Consider the following 21,107-nt stretch of genomic DNA (forward strand, 5'->3'; position numbering starts at 1 on the left):
CGACCGCGCTCTACCGAAGGGCACCCATGCCGACCGAGCCCCCGCACGAACCTGCCCCAGACTTTGTCCCGTTCGCCACCGCCGCGCTCGATTTCCACCGGGCGATCAACATGCCCGTCGCGCCGGTTGCCGCCAGCCGCGTCGAGCTGGATTCGCTGCACGCCCACCTCGTCGCCCTCTACGGGCTGCTCGATGCCCACGCCGCCCGGACGACCCCGGTGGCCGCAGCCGAGGGCGATCGCCTGCGGGCATGCCGGACTCGGCTGTGGCAGGCAGCCGAGCATCTCCACGCCGCCTTTCACGCGGCCCCTCAGCCGGGCACCGGCCGCCTTCCCACCCGGGAGGCCTGCCGGGCCCAGCTCCCCGAGGGAGCACCCGAACTCACCGTGTGCCAGCGCCACCTGGCCACCACCGCGCGGGTCCGCCGTGACCACACCCCGGCCGACCTGCGCGACCCCTTCACCGGCCTCACCCGCCACTGACCGCCAGGAGCACCACCGCCATGCCCTATCGCACTCGCGCCAGCGCCAGCCCGCTCTTCGTCCCCCGCAAGAGCGACCGCCGCACCGCCCGCGCTGCCCGCGACCGGTTCGCCGCCGCCCGTGACCAGGCCCGGCACGCCGCTCGCTCCGAAGCCCGCCGTACTGACCCCGGCGTCGACCCCGAGCTGCGGGCCACCTACCCGGCGGCGGGACGACTCGGCCCCGCCTCCGCCCGCGGCGGCCGGCTCAAGCTTCCCGCCCACCGCATGACGACCGCTACGGCATCCGGCGCCTATCCATTCCTCGCCGAAGGCGGGCTCGGCGCTCAGGGGATCTACATTGGCCGCGACGTGCACGCCGAGGCGGCGTTCACCTACGACCCGTTCGCCCTGTACGGACGCCTCGACGGCTTTACCAATCCGAACATCCTGCTCGCCGGAATCATCGGCATGGGCAAGTCGGCCCTGGCCAAGTCCCTCGCAGTACGGGCCGTGGCCTTCGGATACCGGATCTACGTTCCCTGCGATCCCAAGGGCGAATGGAGCGTCGTCGCCCACGAACTGGGCGGACAGACCATCGCCCTCGGCCCCGGCCTGCCAGGACGATTGAATCCGCTCGACGCGCCCGCCAGGCCGCACGGCGTCAGCGAGGAGGACTGGACAGGCGAGGTCCGCAAGCGGCGCCTCCTGCTTCTCGGGTCGCTCGCGAAAACCGTCCTGCGGCGGGACCTGCACCCAATGGAGCACACCGCCCTTGATGTGGCGCTCGACCAGGTCGTCACCACCGCCGAGGCCAACGGCACCACCCCGCTGCTGGACGAGGTCGCGTATGTTCTCGGCTCTCCCGAGCGGCTCGACTCTGCCCTCGGCGAGCTGTCCGGTCGCCTCGGACATGCCGCCGAAGACCTTGCCCACGCACTGCGCAGGCTCGTGCACGGTGACCTGGCCGGAATGTTCGACGCGCCAAGCACCGTGACGTTCGACCCTAGTGCGCCCATGCTCTCCATCGACCTGTCGCGCCTCGGCGGTGCCGGCGACGACACCGCGCTCGTCCTGGCGATGACCTGCGCCTCTGCCTGGATGGAATCCGCCCTCGCCGACCCCACCGGAGGACGGCGCTGGGTGATTTACGACGAGGCATGGCGCGTGATGCGGCACGTCGCACTCCTGGAGCGCATGCAAAGCCAGTGGAAGCTCTCGCGCGGCCTCGGCATCGCCAACCTCATGGTCATCCACCGCCTCAGCGACCTGCTGACCGCAGGCGATGCCGGCTCCCGGGGCCGCGCGCTTGCCGAGGGCCTGCTCACCGACTGCTCCACTCGGATCATCTACCGCCAGGAAACCGACCAACTGAGCTCCGCCGCAGCCCTGCTGGGGCTGACCGGAGTCGAGACCCAGGCCATCTCCGCCCTCACCAAGGGGCGCGGCCTCTGGAAAGTCGCGGGCCGATCATTCATTACTCAACATCTGCTGCACCCGCGGGAACGAGAGCTGTTCGACACAGACGCCCGAATGCACGCCATCCCCCGCGAGTTCGCGATGTCTGAGAGCACTGCTTCGGCGGAATCCATGTGCCGAGGCGTGTGAGCGCCAGTGTAGAACGCTGGGTTCAGGGACCCCCGGTACTTGTAGGTGATCAAAGGACCGGCCATCGTAGGACGTTCGCTCGTCAAAGGCGAGCGGTCCGTTGGGGTGGCGTGGTGACTGTTGCTCCCAGGATGGCCTCTTGGTAGGAAGTGGGCAGGTTGACCTGTCCATGTACGTCTGAGTCGGCTCAGTGCCGTTCTGTTAGGCAAGCAAGCTGGCCAGGGCGGTGGTGAGAATCGCGAGCAACGTCAAGGTGCTGGCGAAAGCGACCGCTGCGCGGGTCAGCGCCGCCGGGTAACTGGCGCCGTCGGCTCGGGCCAGGCGAGCTGCCGCATAGGCGGCCAGGAGGCCCACGATGACCGCGACAGCCAGGCCCAACAGCACGACAACAGCGATGGACACATGCATAGCAGGGCTCCGTTCATCGGGATCACGCCACGACGTCTGTCGGGAGCGACCTTGCAGGTTCGGATGTTCATCGGGGGCCAGGCGTACGAAGATGAACATCTGAGAACGCACACGAGGAACCAGGCTGGGGGCGAGGTTGGAAACGCAGCGGGGGCGGGGGGCGCTGGCTGAACTACGCAAGCAACTAAGAGATTCGCTTGCGCTGAAGCACTTAACAAAGAAGCAGTTGGAGCCGCGGACAGGTCTGCGCCGGACCACGATCAGTAAGGCATTCAGCGATCAGCAGCCGCCGCCAAGCCCGGCGACGGTAGCCGCGCTGGCGAAGGCGCTCTCGCTAGAAGCAGAACCCCTGCTGGATCTGTTGCGGCAAGCCACTACCAGCCCGACGCGCCCTTCACGCGGCTTGTCGATTCGGCTGGGACGGCCGATTAGTGAGCTGGACCCAATCCGGGACCTAGAGGTCCACCCCGCCATCCAACCCCAACTCCGAAACGGCGTCGGCGGCAAGGACGATGCTCTTCCGTTGTACGTCATGCGCGACCATGATCTCCGGCTTCGTGAAGAGATCGACCAACCTGCCCACGGCAGCCGTCTCGTGGTCCTAGTCGGGGACTCCGCTACCGGCAAGACCCGCGCTCTATGGGAGGCCATCCAGCACCTACCCAAGGGGTGGCAGGTGTGGCGGCCCGCCGACCGGACCGCCCTCTTGGATGGCATGGCCACTCACCGGAGGCTGGGCCAAATGGTGCTATGGCTGAATGAGATCCAACGTTACCTGTATACCCCGCACGACCCCGCCCGAGGTGAACAGGCCGCCGCCGCCCTGACCAGCCTGCTCCACGACCCCGGCCGTGGGCCCGTCCTGATCGTGGGCACTCTGTGGCACGACACCCTCACGGTGCTTACCATTCCGCCTGTCGGTGCTCCGAACGCCAGTGATCCCCACCAGCAGGCCCGCGCCCTGTTGCGTTCGCAGACCGTCATACCCGTGGCTGAATCCTTCGACGCAGAGGCGCTGGACGACCTGCGTCGCCTGGCAGAGCGTGACGCCCGCCTAGCCGAAGCCCTCGAACGTGGTGGAACCCGCATCACCCAGTACCTGGCCGGGGCCCGCGAACTCCTCAACCGGTATCACCTTGCCCCGGTCGAGGCCCGCGCCGTGTTGGACGCTGCCGCCGACGCCCGCCGTCTCGGCGTCGGCGAGGCCCTCCCGGAGGCGTTCTTGTACGCGGCTGCGGCCGCCTACCTTGACTCCGACCACTGGCGCACCCAGACCGACGCCTGGCGCGCCACTTGGTTCACCCGTGCTACGACATACACCGACCGCCCCTGTCACGGTGTGCCTGGCCCCTTGACCCGAGACGTTCCCCTGCCCGGCGCACCCGCCCTAGGCGGGCCCTTTTATCGCCTGGCTGACACCCTCCAGCAGCACACCGTTGACACCCGCCGCTACGCGGCTCCGCCAGCCGTATTCTGGGACGCCGCAGCCGATCACCTGAGCGCCTCTGACGACCTGACCGCCCTTGGCCAGGCCGCCGAGATGCGGCTTCGATTCCGCCACGCAGTTCGCCTCTACGAAGCCGCCGCAGCAGCCGGAAACACCTCTGCGTTGGCCACACTGGCCCTCATGTGGGAGCGCATCGGCGACGACGGCACTGCGGAACGCATAGCCCAGCAGGCCGCCGCAGCAGGATCTTCAGGCGCCCTGGCCCTCCTTGCCCACAAGCGGAAGACAGCTGGCGACAGGGAAGGCGCCGAATGCCTCGCCCGGCAGGCTGCCGCCGCAGGATCGCCTCTCGGTCAAGACGTCCTATCCCAAGTGCGGGAGCCGGCCATCGGCCACGAGGAAGTGGAAGACCTTTCCGACGTCCCCCGCTACCCGGTCATCAGGTCAGTTCTGAAAACGATGGCTGCCGTTGTACGGGAGTGGGCCGATGACAACCAGGACCGAATTGGGTATCTCGCTGAGCAGACCGCCGCCGGGAACGGGGTTGCTGCAGCCATGCTGTTGTGGATGAGTGGCCACGATGAGGTCGAACCTATCCCCGCTGCCGGAAGTGCTTTCACCCGGGCTCTTCTGGCCCGGATGCAGCAGGACATTGGTATTCGCAGGACTACTGAGTGCCTCGATAAGCAAGCCGCCGCAGGGAACATGTTCGCTCTACTCGTTCTGGTCCAGGAACGGGTGCAGGCGGGGGACCACGAGGAAGCTATGTACCTTGCCCAGGGTGCCGCCGCTGCAGGGTTCCCAGAGCCGCTGCGGGATCTGGCGCGGAGGCAGGGCGGGGCGTCGGGGGAACGGCTGCTGCGATACGGGCTAGAGGCTGACGGCCGTCTTGCCGCGCCTTGGTGGGGTGAGGAGGCCTGAGCGGAACGCGAACAGTATCCCCGACACCTGATCGCTGATCGGCTGCGGAATGGTTGCTGGTGCCGAGAAAGATCTCGTCAGGACTGCAATGCTTGCCTCCGTCCGGATGCCAGCTCCAGTCACTGAGGGGCGGACTGCCCGCTTCGTCTTCGGCATTCAGCAAAGCTGATGTGATCAACAGTAGCGGTGTAGCGCTGGGCGGCGTTGACGGTGAGGCCGAATAGATCGGCGATGCGGCTGGTCCTGAGCGCAACGCATCGTCGCCCACGCGGCGGCACCATCCCGTGAGCGGGTCACGGCGCTCGCTGGGCAGCAGCGGCGCATCCGGGGTGGTGTAGTCGTCGCCGAGCTGATGGCGCACGTCGGTCCGCCACCAGGTCACCAGCGCATCAAGCGAGTTGATCGCGGGGACCAGCCGGGCTTTCGGGCCTCTCCCGTGGCTGCCCTTGCCGTGGCGGGCGTGGAGCTTGCCGAACTCGCCCAGGGGGTCGCCAGTCGCGGATGTCTAAGCGGCTTTCCAGAAGTTCTGTCGGTAACTGGTCAGGAACCAGGAGCTGGTCCAGGGCGCGGCGGTGGTCAGGAGCTGGCCGGGTGAGCGGCTGCGGAAGAAGGCATGGACTTGTCGCCTGCGGGCCGGCCAGGAGACGGCGGTGTTGGCGACGTAGTGCTTGAGTACGGCCCAGACGCGTTCGATGGGGTTGTCGTGCGGGCTGTAGCGGGCGCCGTACCACAGGTGCATCCCAGGGTGGGCGGCGATGAACTCGCGGACGGTGCGGGCGTGGTGGATCTGGTCGTTGTCGCAGATCACCACGACCGCCGGGGAGTGGGGGAAGGCCGCAACCAGCTACTTCAGCAGGTCGAGGAACGCTGACCGCCATGGTCCCGCAGCAGGCTGCGTAACCTCTCGCACTCGGTGACGGACGCATTGGCGAACACGGTGGGCGGGCGCACACTGACCACAACCTCGCCGGGCGGGCGGACGATGGGTGACACCTCGATCGAACGCCGGCGAGGCCCGTGTCAACGCCTCCCGCACCAGACGGCCCCAACTCCCTTTACGCAGCACTTCTGGATACGCGCTTAGATTAGGGCGCTTCTTGCGGTCCGGACGGGGCGAAAGGTGGCGCGAGGCCCTCTTAGGGCGCCCCGTACCGGGTGTTTCCCAAGTCGTCGTCAAGTCGACCACTGGTTACGATCAGTACCCGTTCTGCGGCACCACCTCATGCCCCGCGCACTGCGGAGCCAGAGGCGCCGCGCGACTCGTCGCTTTCAGCGGGGCCGCCACCGTCAGGTCGGCCTTTCGGGGCCCTCTTCTTCGGTGTCGGGCTGCTCCTCTTCATGCCGACCCTCGAAAGGAAAAGGCGTTGTCAGTACGTCGATAAGATGGTGGGCTATCTCTTCCTCTCGGGCCGCACCGTGATAGTGCTGATGCCCACTCAAGGTTTCTATTCTTGCGTCAGGTTTCCTCACCGTATCCTCCCCGAAAGTCATATGTCGTTTCGGCGCCCTGGCTGGAAATAGGCGATGAGTAGCGGAACTGAAAAGGCAAGTGAAAACCAGAACATGACTGCGAATGCAGTGCTCAGCGTATTTGCGGACCGCGCGAAGCCCAGGAAAAGGACGGCCGCGAACGGCAGCAACGTTACCACGTACATCACTTTTCTCAGGCAATTGAGCATCTGTGATGTTAGTAGGTGCTCGCCCTGCTTTGCCAGAATAGTGAGAATCGTAGCCTCGGCAGCGAGGAAGAGTGTCGCAAACAACAGCACTACGTCTGTGTGCACCTCCGGCGCGGAATCGGACGATTCGACGAAACGGTCAGCGAGGTGCCAGCAGAGGGAAAATAGTAGGCTGAGCCCCAGCACCGAGGCTGTCGCCGCGCTAAGCCATCCTCCCCGTTTGACCTTCATGCTAACCAAGTTAACGTAATTACCTCTTGCGCAATTGGTGGCAACCAAGTGGGCGTATTGAGAATCCCTCGCTTGGCTGGCAATGTCGTACGGGTGCTCTTGCTCTGGTGAGTCGAGACGCACGTTCAAGCCGGTGATTGTGATGCCATCTGGCACATTGACGTGATAGTGGTAGCTCGCAGGATCCGAGACGTGTGGTGCATCAATCTCTGCCAGGAAATCAACCCACCCCACCATCTCCTTCAAGGATCGTTCCATTTTGCACTTGTAATCTGTGGTGACCTTCAGTACTCGCTCCTGGCCAGGGCTGCCGGAAAGCAATACGCACAAGAGGTGGTTTTCGGCCAAGCGCTGTACCAGGTACCTAAACGCCTCGTCCCGGGCTAGGACGGCCTTTGCTGGATCTTCGTCCAAGAAACCTCTAGTCAGGCGACTCCAAGCTTCTGCGCCAGCACAGTAAGTGTCTGACCGTGCGATTGATGCCAGTTCCGCTGTAAACGGATCTTCTCCTGGCAACGGCTCGGCGCGGTTCAGGATTCGCTCAGCCGTTGCCGTGAGGATGACTGCGCCCAACTGGCCACTTTGCTCGGCGCGCAGTCTAGAAATCGGGCGATCATTCTCATCTCGCAGATCGAACCCGACAGTAGTCTTCTTCTTGACGACCAGTGAAATAGGCAATACGCGAATCGGCTGCCTGTCGCTCCCACGGAGGGTAGTCGCGCCGTCCTGAGCCCTGACAAGCGGGGCAGATTCTGGGATCGTGAGGTCGATGCTGCTGCGGCACCTCACGAGCAAATCATCGCGAAAATCAAAAGTATCCACTCTGCGATGCATCCACTGGCGCCGAGTAATCCATGAAAGGGCCACATTCAGTGCCATTCCTCGCTGCCGGAAGGCTTCCCTCCAGGCGATCGGCTCCACCGGTGGTGGTACCGGCTCCGGTTCCGGAGCTGCTTGCGGAGTGTTCGGAGGCTTGTTCATGTCTCTCACCGCCCAAACAGATGCCGATCATTAACAAGTCTGGCACCTCTGTCTGGCCGCAGCGACCGGAGAGCTTCTGGCTATCTACGTAAGGGAGTTGGGGCCGCCTTCGGGCCTCGGGGCTACGCTTGATGACCAGAACGGCTGAACGGCCGACCAAACCTCCATGGGTATATCTTTACTTTAATGTGACGTGTATGTTACCCGTGGTTGTGCTTGATCGTGCATACCCTTCATGCGGTCCGCTGACACGACCTGGGGTGTCCCCAATCGGCCAAGATCGAGTCCTCTCAAGGGCGCCCGACTTGGGTTGCTATATAATCAGGAGAGAAGTAAATGTCGATTCTGGCCGAGTGGCGCAGGCGGCGTAAATCAAATCAGGTATACCGCCGACGGGGCATGCGCAGGCCGGATGCGTTCATCGTCACCTCGGAAGGCCGACGGTATTCTTCGACCGATACTATTCAGAATGAACTTGTGGAAGAGTACCTTCTCACTCTACTGCGCAGGCGTCTTCCATTCGAACAATAATCTGTGCTTGGTTCTGTCGGTCTGGAACGAGCGGCTTCCCCTTCCAGGGCCTCCGGCAGGGCTCGGTGCGCGTCGCTTACATGGCGGGCGACCGAGCTGGCCGTCGGCTTAGTCGCAGCGGGTTATCCCGAAGCTCCGTAGGCTTCGTGCGCAGTGGCGGAGTGGCCACGATGTCTGGGCAACCTTCCCAGGTCCGGCTAAGCGCGTATCCAGAAGTGCTGCGCATAAAGGGGCGTTGGGGCCGTCTGGTGCGGGAGGCGTTGACACAGGCCTCGCCGGGCGTTCGATCGAGGTGTCACCCATCGTCCGTCCGCCCGGCGAGGTTGTGGTCAGTGTGCGCCCGCCCACCGTGTTCGCCAATGCGTCCGCCACAGAGTGCGAGAGGTTACGCAGCCTGCTGCGGGGGCCATGGCGGTCAGCGTTACGGGCGGTGATGGTGCTGCTGTCGCTGCAGGGCCTGCCACCAGCGCAGATCGCCGCGCTGCTGATTGCGACCCGGCCACGGTGCGCCGCTGGATCGGCCGCTTCAACACATGCGGAGTGGCCGGCCTTCACGACCGGCCCCGCAGCGGACGGCCGAAGCTGGGCGGCACCCGGCTGACCGCGCGGATCGCTGCGTTGCTTCAGCGGCCCGGGCCGTGGACCGTGGCCAGGCTGCACCGGTACCTGGGCCGACCGCAGGTCAGTTGCCGCACGCTGTACCACCGGGTGCGGCAGGTGGCCGTCTGGCGGCGGCCCAAGCGGATCGCCCGCGGCGATCCAGCCCGGGCCGCGGTGGTGGCCGCGATCGCCAGGCGGCTGTACCTGCTGCCGGCAGGGGCGGTGGTGTGGGTGGCCGACGAGAGCCATCTGCACCTGCTGCCGCATGTCCGTTCCAGCTGGACCTTGCCGGCCGCCGGCCACACATTCCCACCCTGGGCAAGAACCGGCAGCTCACCGTGCTGGGCGCGCTGGAGGTCACCACCGGCACCTTCCGCTACCGGCTCGGCCGACGGCGTGCTGCCGACTTCCTCGACCTGCTGAAGTAGCTGGTGGCGGCCTTCCCCCACTCCCCGGCGGTCGTGGTGATCTGCGACAACGACCAGATCCACCACGCCCGCACCGTCCGCGAGTTCATCGCCGCCCACCCTGGGATGCACCTGTGGTACGGCGCCCGCTACAGCCCGCACGACAACCCCATCGAACGCGTCTGGGCCGTACTCAAGCACTACGTCGCCAACACCGCCGTCTCCTGGCCGGCCCGCAGGCGACAAGTCCATGCCTTCTTCCGCAGCCGCTCACCCGGCCAGCTCCTGACCACCGCCGCGCCCTGGACCAGCCCCCTGGTTCCCGACCAGTTACCGACAGAACTTCTGGAAAGCCGCTTAGCATCACCGTCTCGCTGATCCGCAGCCCCGCCCGTCGCCACAGCGACGCGGCGAAGTAGTTCCGGGCGGCCGGCACGTACTTGCGGGCCGAGGGTAACGACGCCCGCCAGGCCGAGAACAAGTCGCTGACCTCGGCCGAAGAGGGCGGGATGCGCGGGGTGCCGTATTCCATCCGCGGGGACCAGTTGAACTCGTCGATCGACGAGACAAGGACGTGCCCGGTCAGCGCGTGCACGTCGCCCTGGTAGCGGGCGATGAGGAAGTCGAAGAACTCGGCGATCGCGCCGGCCTTGCTCCGCACCGTGCCGCGGGCCAAGCCCTGGTCCTTGCGCTGGCGGACGAGGAAGCGGTCCGTGTCCTCCGGCTGCAGGGTCCAGATCGGCCGTCTCAGGAACTGTATGAACTCGAAGAGCACGGCCCGGTCGCCCGCGATCGTTCCCCATTAGCTGCCCGCGAGAGTGCCACGGCGCCGCGGACACAGCCTCCCCTTTGCCGCCCGTCGGATTGCTCGGACTCGGCCGTCTGCGCCGCTCGCGCTAGCGCAGATTCCCGGCCCCGCCAAATCCGTCCTCGGGCCACATCCTCGTCCTCCGCACGGCCCCGACCTCTGCGAGGTGCATCTCTCGTGGCGGAAACACGTCCGCACATAACCGTCAGCCACAACGACCAGTACGGCGTCGTGGCAGCGGCATCGCACGAAAACCATCTCGCCGACCACATACTGCGGTTGGTCGGCTTCGAGCAGCTGCCCGGCAGCAGCCTGTACGCCCTGACCGAGCCGAAGCGTGACCCGACCCAGCGAGGACAACAGGCAGTCCAGTCCCTGAGGGCCGCGCAGTACAGCGTCACGTCCGACGCCGTCTACGACCTCAAGCCCTACACCCGGCTCAATCCCAGCCGAAATCTCCTCGACCGGCCGGAGGCAGCTCGGCCCCGGAGGTCTCCAGCGTCGATGAGGCGGCATTCGCCTCCGCCCGCGCGCTTGACGCCGATATCCGTGCCGCCCGGATCGTCGTGCACGACGAGGTGCGCGACCCCGAGGGCACCCTGCGCGCGGTCGGCACCGACATGCGAACCCGCGAGGGCGTGCTACTCCACGGCGAGGGCGACCTCCGGTACGTCGAGACCCGGCTGGACAACACGGCCCTCGCGTTCGATGCCTTCTCCTATATCCGCGGAAACGGGCGTCCCGATCTGACTTGGTCTACCCACCCTGCGTCGACCCGCCAGCGCCGGGCCCAGGCCGCCACCGCCATCTCCCCTGCTCGTGCAGGCGCCTCTCCGCCGCAGCGGCCTGCAGTCCAAGTCACATACCGCCCCGCTTCGACTGCCCAGCAGCCAGTCCGCGCCCGCTAGAACGCACGCGCCGAAGGGATCCTTCGCGATGAATCTGCAACTCGAGCCCGACGTCGCCTTCGGAGTTCACCCCGACCTCGGTGTGGTAGCCGCCGTCGCGGTTGACCGCCCGTTCCTGGACGAGGTCCTGCGCAAGCACCACTTCCGCTACAGCGAGCACCTGGACGTCTATCTCCTGCCGAACGACACCCCGTACAACACGGCGGTCCGGAGCGTGACCAGCGCTACCCGCGAGTTCCAGGACGCCGGCCTCTCGGTCGCCGCCGACCCCCGCATCATGCTGCCGCCGCCCATCCCCACCCCGGACGGCGTGGCCGTACGGGAAACCGTTCCCGGTCAGTCACTGACCGCCCTAACCGGCGAGCTGCATGAGCTGCGTCGGCCGGCCGACGTCGCCGACGTCCTGGAGCAGATCCTCGATGAACACCACGGCGCCGTCGGCGATCTGGAGGAGTTCATCGACACGGCAGCTGCCTGGTGCGAGCGCCTCGACACCCCCAATGGCCGAGAGCTGGGCCTGCACCTGCGCACGATCGCGCACCACGTCGCCTTCCTCGGCGACCAGCTCGTCAACGTACAGCTCGAATTGGCGGTCATGCCGGACGTGACGCCCGAGAATGCTCCGCCCCTGGCGGAGGTGCCGCTCCCAATGCAGCACGAGTTCCCGTCCGTCACGCATACCGCCCGGTTCGACGCTGCCGTGGCGTCCTCTCCGAACCGCCCGGCCAACATCCTCGCGCCCCACGAGGGAGTGGCCACCCATCCCCAGGCCGCTCCGCCCAAACGCCGGGCCCGCTGACCGCTAAGGCAGCCGCCTCGTCCTCGCCCGCCGCTGCCGCCGCGCCATCGCCAAGCACTGAGCCGGCCGTGCCATCTGCCAGCGCAGCGGTCTCCCCGACTCGCCACCCCCAACCGCTAGGAGCCGCCGGTGATCGCCAGAAGAACTCACTGCCCAGCCACCGTACTTCGCTCCGCACCCAACTGGACCTCGCCTTGCCATCTCCACGTACCAGCAGGCCCTCGACCACCACCAGCACCGACTTCCTGTTCTACGTCCTGCTCTCCATCGCCGGGCTCGGTATGGGGGGCGGATCGCTGGCCTGGCTGTTCGGAAATCTGGCCAACGCCCTTGTCGGCTCTGACCCGTGGGCCGCCTTCCAGCCGACCGCCGCTCTCCTACACCCGGAGCAGGTCTGGCCCCACCTCGCCCGACCCCCCGCCATCTTCGGGTGCTACGTATTCCCCGCCGCCACGCTTGCGACGGCTGCCCTCATCGGCACCAAGGTATGGCTGCGCTTTCGCGGAAATCCCACCGGGCTGGCCGATCAGCGCGACTTGGCAGACCTGCTGCCCAAGAAGATCGCGACCAAGGCGATCGATCTGCGACCCAGCCTGAAGGGCACCAAGCCCAAAAACGTCGAGCCGAACGACCGCGGTGTGCTCCTCGGCACTCTGAAGCCGGGCACCACCGAGGTCCGTTCCTCCTGGGAGGACGTCCTCCTCGCGATCATGGCGCCCCGATCCGGCAAGACCTCCGGCCTGGCGATACCGGCGATTCTGCGCGCTCCCGGCCCGGTGCTGCTGACCTCGAACAAGGCGGCACGCGACGCCTATACGGCGACGCTCGACGAGCGCGCCAAGGTCGGGACCGTCTGGACGCTGGACCCGCAGCAGATCGCTCATGCTCCCCGGACCATGTGGTGGGACATCCTCGCCGACGCCCACGATCTCGCCGGAGCCCGGCGTCTGGCCGGACACTTCGTAACCGCCTCCGTGGATGAGTCGAGTCTCGGCGACTTCTGGTCCACTGCCGCCGCCAACACCCTCACGGCGCTGTTCCTCGCCGCCGCCCGTGACGGTCGCCCGATCACTGACGTCCTGGCCTGGCTCGCCTCACCTGCCGACCGCACCCCGATCGACCTCCTGCAGGATGCCGGGCTCGACGCCGTCGCCGCCCAGCTGCAGGGCACCGTGGCTGGTGCCGTCGAAACCCGTGACGGCATCTTCGAGACAGCACGGCAGTACGCGAGCTGCCTCCTCGACCCTGGCATCGCCGCCTGGGTGACGCCCGCCGAGGACCTCGAGAAAGTTCGGCAGTTCAAGCCGGAGGAGTTCGCGACCAGCAAGGACACCCTGTTCCTTCTGTCGAAGGACGGCGGCGGCTCTGCCTCGGCGATCATCGCCGCAGCCGCCGACGCGGTCATGCGCGCGGCCGTCATCCAGGCTGAACGCGACGGCGGTCGCCTCGACGCCCCGCTGCTCGCGATCTTGGACGAGGCCGCCAACGTGTGCAAGATCGCGGATCTGCCCGATCTCTACTCACACCTCGGTTCCCGGGGCGTCATCCCGATCACGATCCTGCAGTCCTACCGCCAGGGCGTACGGGTCTGGGGAGAAGCGGGCATGGACGCGCTGTGGAGCGCGGCGACAATCAAGCTGGTCGGTAGCGGCATCGATGACGCCGACTTCGCGGACAAGCTGAGTCGCCTCGTGGGCGATCACGACGTACGCACGGTATCGGTGTCCACCAGCGAGACGGGCAAGTCGACGTCGGTCTCGATGCGTCAGCAGCGCGCACTTCCGGCTGATGCGATCCGGGCACTGCCCAAGGGCTCCGCGCTCTTGCTGGCCACCGGCGTCCGCCCCGCCCTGCTTGACCTCAAGCCCTGGTACCGGGAGCCGGACGCGGACCGGCTCGGGGCCGCCTCCGCCAAGGCGACCGCGGCCATCACCGAGCGCGCCCTGGCCAAGAACCTGCGCCGCGACGACTTCGGACCCGCGGCATGACCGGCCTGCGGCGGGTCAGCGCCCGGACGAGAGGGACGGACAGACGGCATCAGCCCGCATCGCGTCCTCGATCCGCTGCTCGATCTCCCCCCTTTTCATTGAGGTGCTCCCATGTCCCACCCCGTACCGTCCTGGGCTTCCCTCCGCCAGTCCGAGCGACTGGCCGGCACTCCCGTCGTACGTCGCGACGACCACTGGTGGCTGGTATCCCCCACCGGAGCCATGCTCACCTCGGACCCCGGCTTCACAAGCGAACTCGACGGCTACGCTGCCGATTTGGCCGCCGCCAACCGTGCCGTCGCGGAACTGCAAGCCGAGCGCAAGGCTCGGCGGTGACTCCGCTCATACAGGCCGAGCAGGCGGTTCTGGGCTCCGTCTTCCTCGAACCCTGCCAGCTCGACCGGCTCTCGTCCTGGCTGCGGCCCGATCACTTCTACCGACCGGCGCACGCGGCCATCTACGCCGCGATGCTCAAGCTCCGGGCCGACGGCCACCCGGCGGCGACCGCGCAGGCTGGCGAGCCCGTCCCGCTGGCCTGGATGATCGACACGGTGAGCGAGGCGAGCACACGGATCCGTGGGCTTACAGCGTCGTACGCCCACTCTCTGGTGTCCGCATGCCCGCGCCCCGCGCATGCCCCGGTCTACGGACGGATGGTCCTGGAGGGCGCCATCCACCGCGGCGTCGCCGAGCACGCCACCCGCCTTCACCAGGCCGCTCGTGCCGACGGGGTGCGCGGTGGAGTCGAGGAAACGCTCCATCATGCCCAGATCCTGTCCGACGTCCTCGCCGACCTCGCCCATCGGTGGGGCACCGAGCCGCGACCTGCCCAGCCACCGGTGTCGAGCGTGGCACCAAGGGGACATCCGCATCGGGTGGACGAACGAGTCCTCGCCGATGAGGAGTTCCTCCTCGGTTGCCTGAGCGCCCGGCCCGACCAGCTCCTCGACGTCGTCCGATGGCTCCATCCCGGCGACTTCGCAGATGCCGGCCACCAACAGATCTATCGCTCGCTCGCCGCCCTGCATCACCGAGGCGAACCCATCGACCAGCTCACCGTGCTCTGGGAGACACAGCGCCGAGGCGCCCTGGCAGACGGGACGCTCGACGCCGAACGTGTCCTGCGGATCTGCGACCCGCTGGCCTTCGCCGGGGCGGCCGACCACCTCGGCGAGCAGGTCATCCAAGCCTCGCTCATCCGAACGGCCGCCGCCTCGGCCCGGCAGGTGCGTGCGCTGGCCGACGACGAGTCTCTGGCACCGGGGCGGCTGATCGGCTACGCCCTCCACGCGCTGGGGCCCCTGGGTGAAGTCCGCCGCCGCTGGCGCATCGCCTCTGGCACCGAGCCCGAGCAACACCGTCCCAGCAGCCAACAGGGCGCTTCTCCCCCCGCGGCCCGCATCGAAGCGGCCCGGTCACGCAGCCGCCCCCATCGCGCCGACGTTTTCCCAGCCACGGCGCCGACCACATCTCCGCCTCCCGCTGTCCTTGACCGTCACAACCGCCGGAGTCCGTCATGAAAGATCACACTGGCCGCGCAGCCCTGGAACAGGGCAAGTTGTATGCCCTTGCGCAAGAATTCGACGAGCTGCGTGCCGAGATGAGCGTTCCTGGGGCCCCGAGCGGTCTTCTCGACCGCTGATGGCCCGCCTGATTGTCACGGACTCCGCCACCGGGGGACGCCTGCGAATCGACCTGCTGAAAGAAGTCCTGTGACGGCCGCCAGTGACGATGGAGCTCGGCCCGGTCCTGTCCCGCGTGTGGTCCGCACGAAAATCCGGGCGCTCATTGACCGCGGCCTGCCACGCGACTTGATCGATGCCGGGCCGCAGGCGAGGCGGGCGGCAGGGACCGGCCGTCATAGCCCTACCGGCCGCCACTGCGGCACTAGCCTATGGCGCGGTGGGCAGTGAGGAAATCGTCGTTCGTCACCAGGCCGGCATCGGGAACGACATGGTCGGGGGCGAGTCCCACATTGGTGGCCACATCCTTTCCGGTACGAGCGTCGAGGATGACTGCCTCATGCGCCCCCTGGGTGTAGACCAGGCCGTGGTAAGTGCTGTGGAAGGTCGGCATGGTGCGGTGTGCCGCCTCATCCGGCAGGGACCACAGCTTCTCAGCAGAGTCGGCGTCGAACCCGATCAGCATGTCGGAGCTGGAGCAGATGAGGGCGCTCTGCTGGTCGAAGGCGCACTCGTAGGCGTCCGGCAGTTCGGAGAGGAGCTTGCCAGTCTTTGAGTTGAGCAGGAATGTGGCGGAATAGAAGGGGTCCGACTCGTCGTGGAACAGTACGATCCCCGGCGCTGCCACCAAGTTGGGGCCGTCGGGCTCTGCGCTGATCTTGCTGGTCCACACAGGCTTGCGGGTGCGAACGTCCAGCGCCTGCGGCGTACCGCTGTCGTTGAGGTCAGTCGACTCGACCCGCAGTCCCAGGACGATGTCCTGGTCGAGGCCGCCGGCGAGGAAGCCGGGGGCAGTCCAGGCAGACGTCTTCGACTTCACGTTCACGACTAGCGCCGCGGGGTCATCGAAGACGCCGTTGGGCTCCACGGTGACCACGGCATGGTCTCTGTCTGCGCCGGCGAGCCAGACGTTGGCCTCTTCCAAGTCCAGCTCGGGAGCAGGATCGGCCGTGACGGACCAAAGGGGTTTCCCTGAGTCCCCGTCCAGCGCGCCTACCACGATCTGTCGCCGGTCCTCTTCGGTCCCGCTACCCTGAAGCAGCCGGACGACTGTGTAATACAGCTGGTCGGTGCGGCCCGCTCCGGCCACCACGGCCAAGGCTGGCCAATGCGTGTTGGCGGGGTCTCCGATGCTTTCCGTGCCTGCGACGTCCCGGCTCCATGCATCCTCACCGGTGTGCAGGTCGACAGCCTTGATTGCGGCGGGCCGGTTGGACGGCTCTTCATCCACGAACGCGTAGGCGAATCCGCGGCCGACCACGGCGTCCGGTGGACCCACGGGAATCCCCTGCTCGTCAAAGCGCCGCGGCGGATCGAAGGCCGGCCGGGCGGGCGCAGTGGCCTGCTTCTCGTTGGCAGCCCTCCCTGTGGTGCTCTGCCCGTCGCCTTGGCTGTCCCCGCCACCGCATCCGGCGAGCAGCACCCCAGCGAGTGCGACGCTCAGCAGCGCTCCGATTCCCCGCATCCCGTCCCCCTGGACAGCCGACTGAGGGATGTCACTGTGGCCTCTGGGCAGGGCGCCGCGCAACAGCGCACTCATCGTGCGTGCGCAACTACTGGAGCGCCTTTGCGCCGGTAAGGGACCGAGTGGAGTAGTGGATTTATCGCAATCAAGAGCTCGCCGAACGAGCGCCACGGCGCTGGGGACTGCACCTTGACTTCAGCGGCAGCCCGACTGCAGCGCACCTCCCGTACGACGCCCACACGTGCGGTACCGCGAACTGCTCAAGGAGCGGGATGACCCCAGCGCATCGCAGCCCCCGTTCGAGGAGGCAAGGCTCCCGGAGGAGAGACGAGATGTGGGGGCCGTACGCCGCTGCCATCTCCCGGTCGGAGAGGCTACTCGCCCGGCACCCCAGCCGACCCAGGCGCCTGAACACTCAGTTCGTAGAGTGGATGCAGGGCCTCGCCCCGGCTGGGTGACCGGCGCTCCGGGGCTCGGACGCCCCGCCCAACTTACCGTTGTGGCAATGGGTGTTGTGCCGCGACAGGCAGCACCTTGCAGATTCTGGCGCGCCCATGACCGCCTACCCTCACGGCGCACAGAGCTGAGCTGCGCTTTCTACACCTGCTTTCCGGCCGGGCCAAACCCCGGTTTTTCCGGAACCTCGACACCCCAACCAACGGATCTTGCGGAGGGGTATCTATGTCTGAACCCGCACACGAGGACGAGCCGGTACGCATACCGGATCACGACCTGGACGACCTCGTCTCTACGGTCACGAGGCTTGTCGCGGAGAGCCGTAAGCAGGGCGAGACGCTCGCCCGGCTCACCGAGGAGCAACAGTGCCCGGAGGACGGCGAGCACGCGGCGCCCGATCGCACCGATAGTGCCGTGGCAGCCTCAATCCCGACAGGCGGCGAGCCGAATCGCCAGGAGGCCAGGCCCTCCTCGATTTTCATCCTGGCGCTCGACGGCAAGGCGTACGCCAAGGAACTCGCTGCGCTAACGCGCTGGGTGCACGACCTGCTGCTGCCGGTCTACGGCCGGGAGATCACCACCGGCCGTCCGTGGTGCCAGAAGTGGCAGGAGCACCCCGAGGCCGTTGCCCGGTTGCACGCCCTCTGGCTCGCCTGGCAACAGCTGACGGACGTCAAGCCCGGCCTCACCGGACCGTCGACATGGCACCGCGACCACCTCGACCCCACCCTGCTCCAACTCCGCACTATGGACGGCCCCTTCAGCGCGTGCACCACCAGCCCGGCCCGCCCCAACCACCGGCTCCTGGCCTCGCCCGAGCCTGCCGGAGTCTGACATGGCAGGCGAGTACGAGCCCTCGTCGCCGGACTACCGGATCACCGGGTACGAGGCGGCCACCGAGCGGATCGAGGATGACTTCCTCTCGGTCACACTCTCGGACGACATGTTGCTGCCCCTGGCCGAACACCACACCGACGACGGCCGCGACAGCTACCTGCTGCTGCTCGACCGATCGGCGATCTGGGGCATCCCCGGCGCGGCGGAATACATCTCGCTGCACATCACCCGGGACGTCGAGCAGCGCACCTTCCACTTCGACCATGAGAACCACTCTGTGGTGCCGCTGGCGCAGAACTGGCTGATCCGCCAGGGCTGCCCACCCGAATCCATCGCGCTGTCCAACCCTGACGGCCCCAGGCCCGCCGACGCTCTCACAGCACGGCTTGAGGACCTGCTCAGGGCCAACCCGGACAACCGTTACGAGATCATCGATCACTACACCGAAAACCCGTGATCCTTCGACTTCGGCGTCGTGGTCCGGACCCTCGTCTACGACAGTCACCCCGACTCCGTGAGCGCCCCATACCGCCTCTTCCTCGAAGAGACGACCAAGGACATGCGCTCCTACACCGTCCGGGAGGGCGCCTTCGCCACCGCCGAAGTCGCGGATGCGTGGGCGATGGAACGGGACGCGCCGCTCCCGCAGGTACCAACCCCGCAGAGCACGGTCGGCCGCCAGGCAAACGCCGCTCGCGCGCGCTCGACGCTCAAGGCTGGCGGCCTCGCCGCGCCTCCGGCGCCTATAGCTCCACCTCGGTTCGCAGGGCCTGCATCGACGCGTCCTCGCCGGGGCACGGCGTGAGCCGTGCACGGTACGCCTTCGCGGCTCACCCCGAAGCCCTCGCCGACCTGCGCTCCGTCCCGGAGAACATCCGCGACCTGGCCCTCCTGGAACTGCAGCACCTGGTTCACGGCAACGAGCGCGGGGCCGCCCTCCAACGGGAACTGGCGGACTGCCACAAGGTCTACGTCGACCCGGAAACCCGATGGCGCCTCGTCATCCAGTACCGGGACGCCCCCGACTCCTCCCAGCACAACCGAGAGATCTACCTACTGGCCGTCGGCGAACGCCAGGACGAGGCCGCCTACCGAACCGCGGCGCGTCGACTAGAACGCGAGCAGGAGGCAGCCGCTGCCGATGCGTTTCCTCTCGGCCGCCGCGCCCAAGCGGCCAGGGCCCGCTCCCCGCATTCTCGCAAGGCCCGGAACAGTGCCAGCCCGGAGGCTCCTGCGGCTCCAGTCGCGCACCGGCGCCCTCACCGCACACGCTGAAGATGTCCACCCCCTTTGCACGTGGTCTTTTCGGGGTCTGTCAAACGAACGGCTCTGTCGCGCTTTCGGTGGTGACGGTTCGGGAAGCTATGCCAAGAGGATGCGGTGGCGGAGGAGCGGGAAGCCTGCCCTGCCGTACATCTGCCGCTTGATCAGCTTGGTCTTCGTGTTGATGCCCTCGGCTGGACCGTTGCTGTAGGGGAGGGAGAGCCCGGCGACGGCGGCGTCGTGGTCCTGGGCGAGGCCATTGAGGAAGGGCCCTATTTCAGGCAGGCCGGCCTGGCGTACCTCCTTGGCCCAGGAGTCGAGATCGCTGCCGCGGCGCTCGGCCGTGAGCTGGGCGAAGGCACGCACGAGCCCGGCCAGGGCGGTCATCTCGGGGCAAGCGGCCACGAGTTCATCGAGGTGCACGCGGCGCTTGTCGGGCAGGTCCTCGGGGCGGGTCATGATCCAGGAGGTGAGGCGGCGCGGAGAGGGCACGATGCAGTCGCCCTCCAGGCGGCCCTGGTTGACGTACTTGTAGAGGAGGTTGAGGCTGCCCGTGTAGCCGAGGGCGTGGATCTCCTCGAGTAGGCGCTTGACCGGCACGCCGGGATCTTCGGCGCGGCGTCGGCGCAGGTGGTCGCGATAGGGGTCGACCTGGCAGGCGCGGTATCGGGGCGGGCGGCGCAGCCGATCGGGCTCGGGCGTGCGGGCGTACCGCTTGACGGTGTTCAGCGTCAGGCCAAGCCTGCGGGCGCAGTCCAGCAGCCCCACCCCCTTGCCGAGCAGGTCATGGACGGCGTGCCAGCGTGCCAGGGTGGTGCGTTCACGTGTCAGCTCCCGCCGTTTGGGCGCGGCCTTCGCCCAGCAGCCGCTGTGGGCCACTACCGTCTTCTCGACCGCCCGCGCGAGGCCGTGCCACACGTGCCACCGGTCACTCACCTGCGTGGCCTCGGGCAGGGCGCGGCGGACCGCCTCGGCGTAGGACACGGAGCCGTCGCGGCACACGATCTCGACGCCAGGGTGATCGCGCAGCCACGCTTGAAGCGTCTCGGCCTTGCGGTCGGGCAGCACGTCGATCCGCTCGTGGGTCTCGGCGTCGATCAGCACGGTGGCGTAGCGGTGGCGGCGGCGCAGGGCGAAGTCATCGACGCCCAGCACCCGGGGCACCCGCGGCCTGGGCAAGGGGATGCACCGCAGAACGCGCAGGGCGGTGTGACGCGACAGGCGTACGGCCCAAGCCGACAACAGCCGCGATCCCGCCCGCCCGGCTAACTCCTTCACCACGGACGTGACGTGGCCGGTCAGGCGGGCGGTGCGCCGTTGGTACCGCTCGAGCACCCCGGGCACCTGCTCGCGGAAGGTATGGCGGCACCCACGCGTGGGGCACACCAGGCGCCGCATCCGCACGCGGACCACCACGCGTCGGCCGTCCACCGGCACGTCGGCCACGGTCCGCTCGTGGTAGCCGTGCACATGCCCGGACTGTGCCCCACAGCCGGGGCATGCGGCTGTCCCATGCGGTGTCCGCGCCCGCACCAGGATCCGCTCGCCCTCATCGACCACGTCCTCGATGACCAGCGGGAGTAACCCCGAAAACACCATGTCCACAAGCTCGTTGACATCTTGCATGT

The 21,107-nt window shown here is 67.4% G+C and carries 16 protein-coding genes and 3 pseudogenes; 14 read left to right on the forward strand and 5 right to left on the reverse strand.

Annotated elements, in window-relative coordinates:
• Positions 1-26 precede the first annotated feature (26 nt).
• Positions 27-482, forward strand: coding sequence for a DUF6238 family protein (locus ACTWP8_RS06990; RefSeq protein WP_443321263.1), 456 nt, complete (start codon positions 27-29; stop codon positions 480-482).
• Between the two features lie 20 nt (positions 483-502).
• Positions 503-2,068 (forward strand): ATP-binding protein, encoded by a 1,566-nt coding sequence (locus ACTWP8_RS06995; RefSeq protein WP_443321264.1) that lies wholly within the window; start codon positions 503-505, stop codon positions 2,066-2,068.
• A 201-nt stretch (positions 2,069-2,269) separates the two neighbouring features.
• Here the strand turns inward: ACTWP8_RS06995 and ACTWP8_RS07000 are convergent, their stop codons facing one another.
• Complete coding sequence (locus ACTWP8_RS07000) at positions 2,270-2,575, reverse strand: hypothetical protein (RefSeq protein WP_443321265.1); 306 nt, start codon at positions 2,573-2,575, stop codon at positions 2,270-2,272.
• A 37-nt stretch (positions 2,576-2,612) separates the two neighbouring features.
• Here ACTWP8_RS07000 and ACTWP8_RS07005 point away from each other — a divergent pair.
• A pseudogene (locus ACTWP8_RS07005) lies at positions 2,613-2,804 on the forward strand (helix-turn-helix domain-containing protein); the annotation flags it as partial.
• Positions 2,805-3,218: 414 nt separating this feature from the next.
• A complete protein-coding gene (locus ACTWP8_RS07010) occupies positions 3,219-4,844 on the forward strand; it encodes a hypothetical protein (RefSeq protein ID WP_443321468.1) in 1,626 nt (541 codons plus the stop codon).
• Positions 4,845-5,349: 505 nt separating this feature from the next.
• On the opposite strand, the pseudogene ACTWP8_RS07015 reads toward ACTWP8_RS07010, so the two are convergent.
• Positions 5,350-5,688 (reverse strand): annotated as a pseudogene (locus ACTWP8_RS07015) (transposase); the annotation flags it as partial.
• 643 nt (positions 5,689-6,331) lie between these two features.
• On the reverse strand, positions 6,332-7,735 hold the full coding sequence (locus tag ACTWP8_RS07020) for a hypothetical protein (protein ID WP_443321266.1): 1,404 nt from the start codon (positions 7,733-7,735) through the stop codon (positions 6,332-6,334).
• Between the two features lie 865 nt (positions 7,736-8,600).
• Here ACTWP8_RS07020 and ACTWP8_RS07025 point away from each other — a divergent pair.
• The 7 genes and pseudogenes from ACTWP8_RS07025 to ACTWP8_RS07055 all read left to right on the forward strand — a co-directional run bounded on the left by ACTWP8_RS07025 (position 8,601) and on the right by ACTWP8_RS07055 (position 15,418).
• Positions 8,601-9,634 (forward strand): annotated as a pseudogene (locus tag ACTWP8_RS07025) (IS630 family transposase).
• A gap of 1,013 nt (positions 9,635-10,647) precedes the next feature.
• Positions 10,648-10,989 carry a hypothetical protein gene (locus ACTWP8_RS07030; protein WP_443321267.1) on the forward strand — a complete coding sequence of 114 codons (342 nt, stop codon included), beginning with the start codon at positions 10,648-10,650 and terminating at the stop codon, positions 10,987-10,989.
• A 28-nt stretch (positions 10,990-11,017) separates the two neighbouring features.
• Positions 11,018-11,788: a hypothetical protein gene (locus tag ACTWP8_RS07035; RefSeq protein WP_443321268.1), complete on the forward strand. Its 771-nt coding sequence runs from the start codon at positions 11,018-11,020 to the stop codon at positions 11,786-11,788.
• Between the two features lie 281 nt (positions 11,789-12,069).
• Positions 12,070-13,776, forward strand: a complete 1,707-nt coding sequence (locus tag ACTWP8_RS07040; RefSeq protein WP_443321454.1) for a type IV secretory system conjugative DNA transfer family protein — start codon at positions 12,070-12,072, stop codon at positions 13,774-13,776.
• A 111-nt stretch (positions 13,777-13,887) separates the two neighbouring features.
• Positions 13,888-14,112 (forward strand): hypothetical protein, encoded by a 225-nt coding sequence (locus ACTWP8_RS07045; protein WP_443321269.1) that lies wholly within the window; start codon positions 13,888-13,890, stop codon positions 14,110-14,112.
• Positions 14,109-15,296, forward strand: coding sequence for a DnaB-like helicase N-terminal domain-containing protein (locus ACTWP8_RS07050; RefSeq protein ID WP_443321270.1), 1,188 nt, complete (start codon positions 14,109-14,111; stop codon positions 15,294-15,296). Before ACTWP8_RS07045 ends, ACTWP8_RS07050 begins: the two co-directional genes overlap by 4 nt.
• The gene (locus ACTWP8_RS07055; protein WP_443321271.1) at positions 15,293-15,418 is read left to right on the forward strand and encodes a hypothetical protein; all 126 of its coding nucleotides are present in this window, start codon (positions 15,293-15,295) and stop codon (positions 15,416-15,418) included. The genes ACTWP8_RS07050 and ACTWP8_RS07055 overlap by 4 nt, the downstream gene beginning before the upstream one ends.
• A 245-nt stretch (positions 15,419-15,663) precedes the next feature.
• On the opposite strand, the gene ACTWP8_RS07060 is transcribed toward ACTWP8_RS07055, so the two are convergent.
• Positions 15,664-16,923, reverse strand: coding sequence for a hypothetical protein (locus ACTWP8_RS07060; protein ID WP_443321272.1), 1,260 nt, complete (start codon positions 16,921-16,923; stop codon positions 15,664-15,666).
• A gap of 681 nt (positions 16,924-17,604) precedes the next feature.
• Between ACTWP8_RS07060 and ACTWP8_RS07065 the strand changes: the two genes are divergently transcribed.
• From ACTWP8_RS07065 to ACTWP8_RS07075, 3 genes are all read left to right on the forward strand, one after another.
• A complete protein-coding gene (locus ACTWP8_RS07065; RefSeq protein WP_443321273.1) occupies positions 17,605-18,213 on the forward strand; it encodes a DUF4913 domain-containing protein in 609 nt (202 codons plus the stop codon).
• A gap of 1 nt (position 18,214) precedes the next feature.
• Positions 18,215-18,673, forward strand: coding sequence for a hypothetical protein (locus ACTWP8_RS07070; protein WP_443321274.1), 459 nt, complete (start codon positions 18,215-18,217; stop codon positions 18,671-18,673).
• A 344-nt stretch (positions 18,674-19,017) separates the two neighbouring features.
• Entirely contained in the window at positions 19,018-19,491 is a 474-nt protein-coding gene (locus ACTWP8_RS07075; RefSeq protein WP_443321275.1) for a hypothetical protein, read from the forward strand.
• An 87-nt stretch (positions 19,492-19,578) separates the two neighbouring features.
• Here ACTWP8_RS07075 and ACTWP8_RS07080 read toward each other — a convergent pair whose 3' ends face one another.
• On the reverse strand, positions 19,579-21,105 hold the full coding sequence (locus ACTWP8_RS07080) for an ISL3 family transposase (protein WP_443321276.1): 1,527 nt from the start codon (positions 21,103-21,105) through the stop codon (positions 19,579-19,581).
• Between the last annotated feature and the right edge of the window lie 2 nt (positions 21,106-21,107).

This window comes from Streptomyces sp. 7N604, assembly GCF_052245475.1.
Classification (GTDB): domain Bacteria; phylum Actinomycetota; class Actinomycetes; order Streptomycetales; family Streptomycetaceae; genus Streptomyces.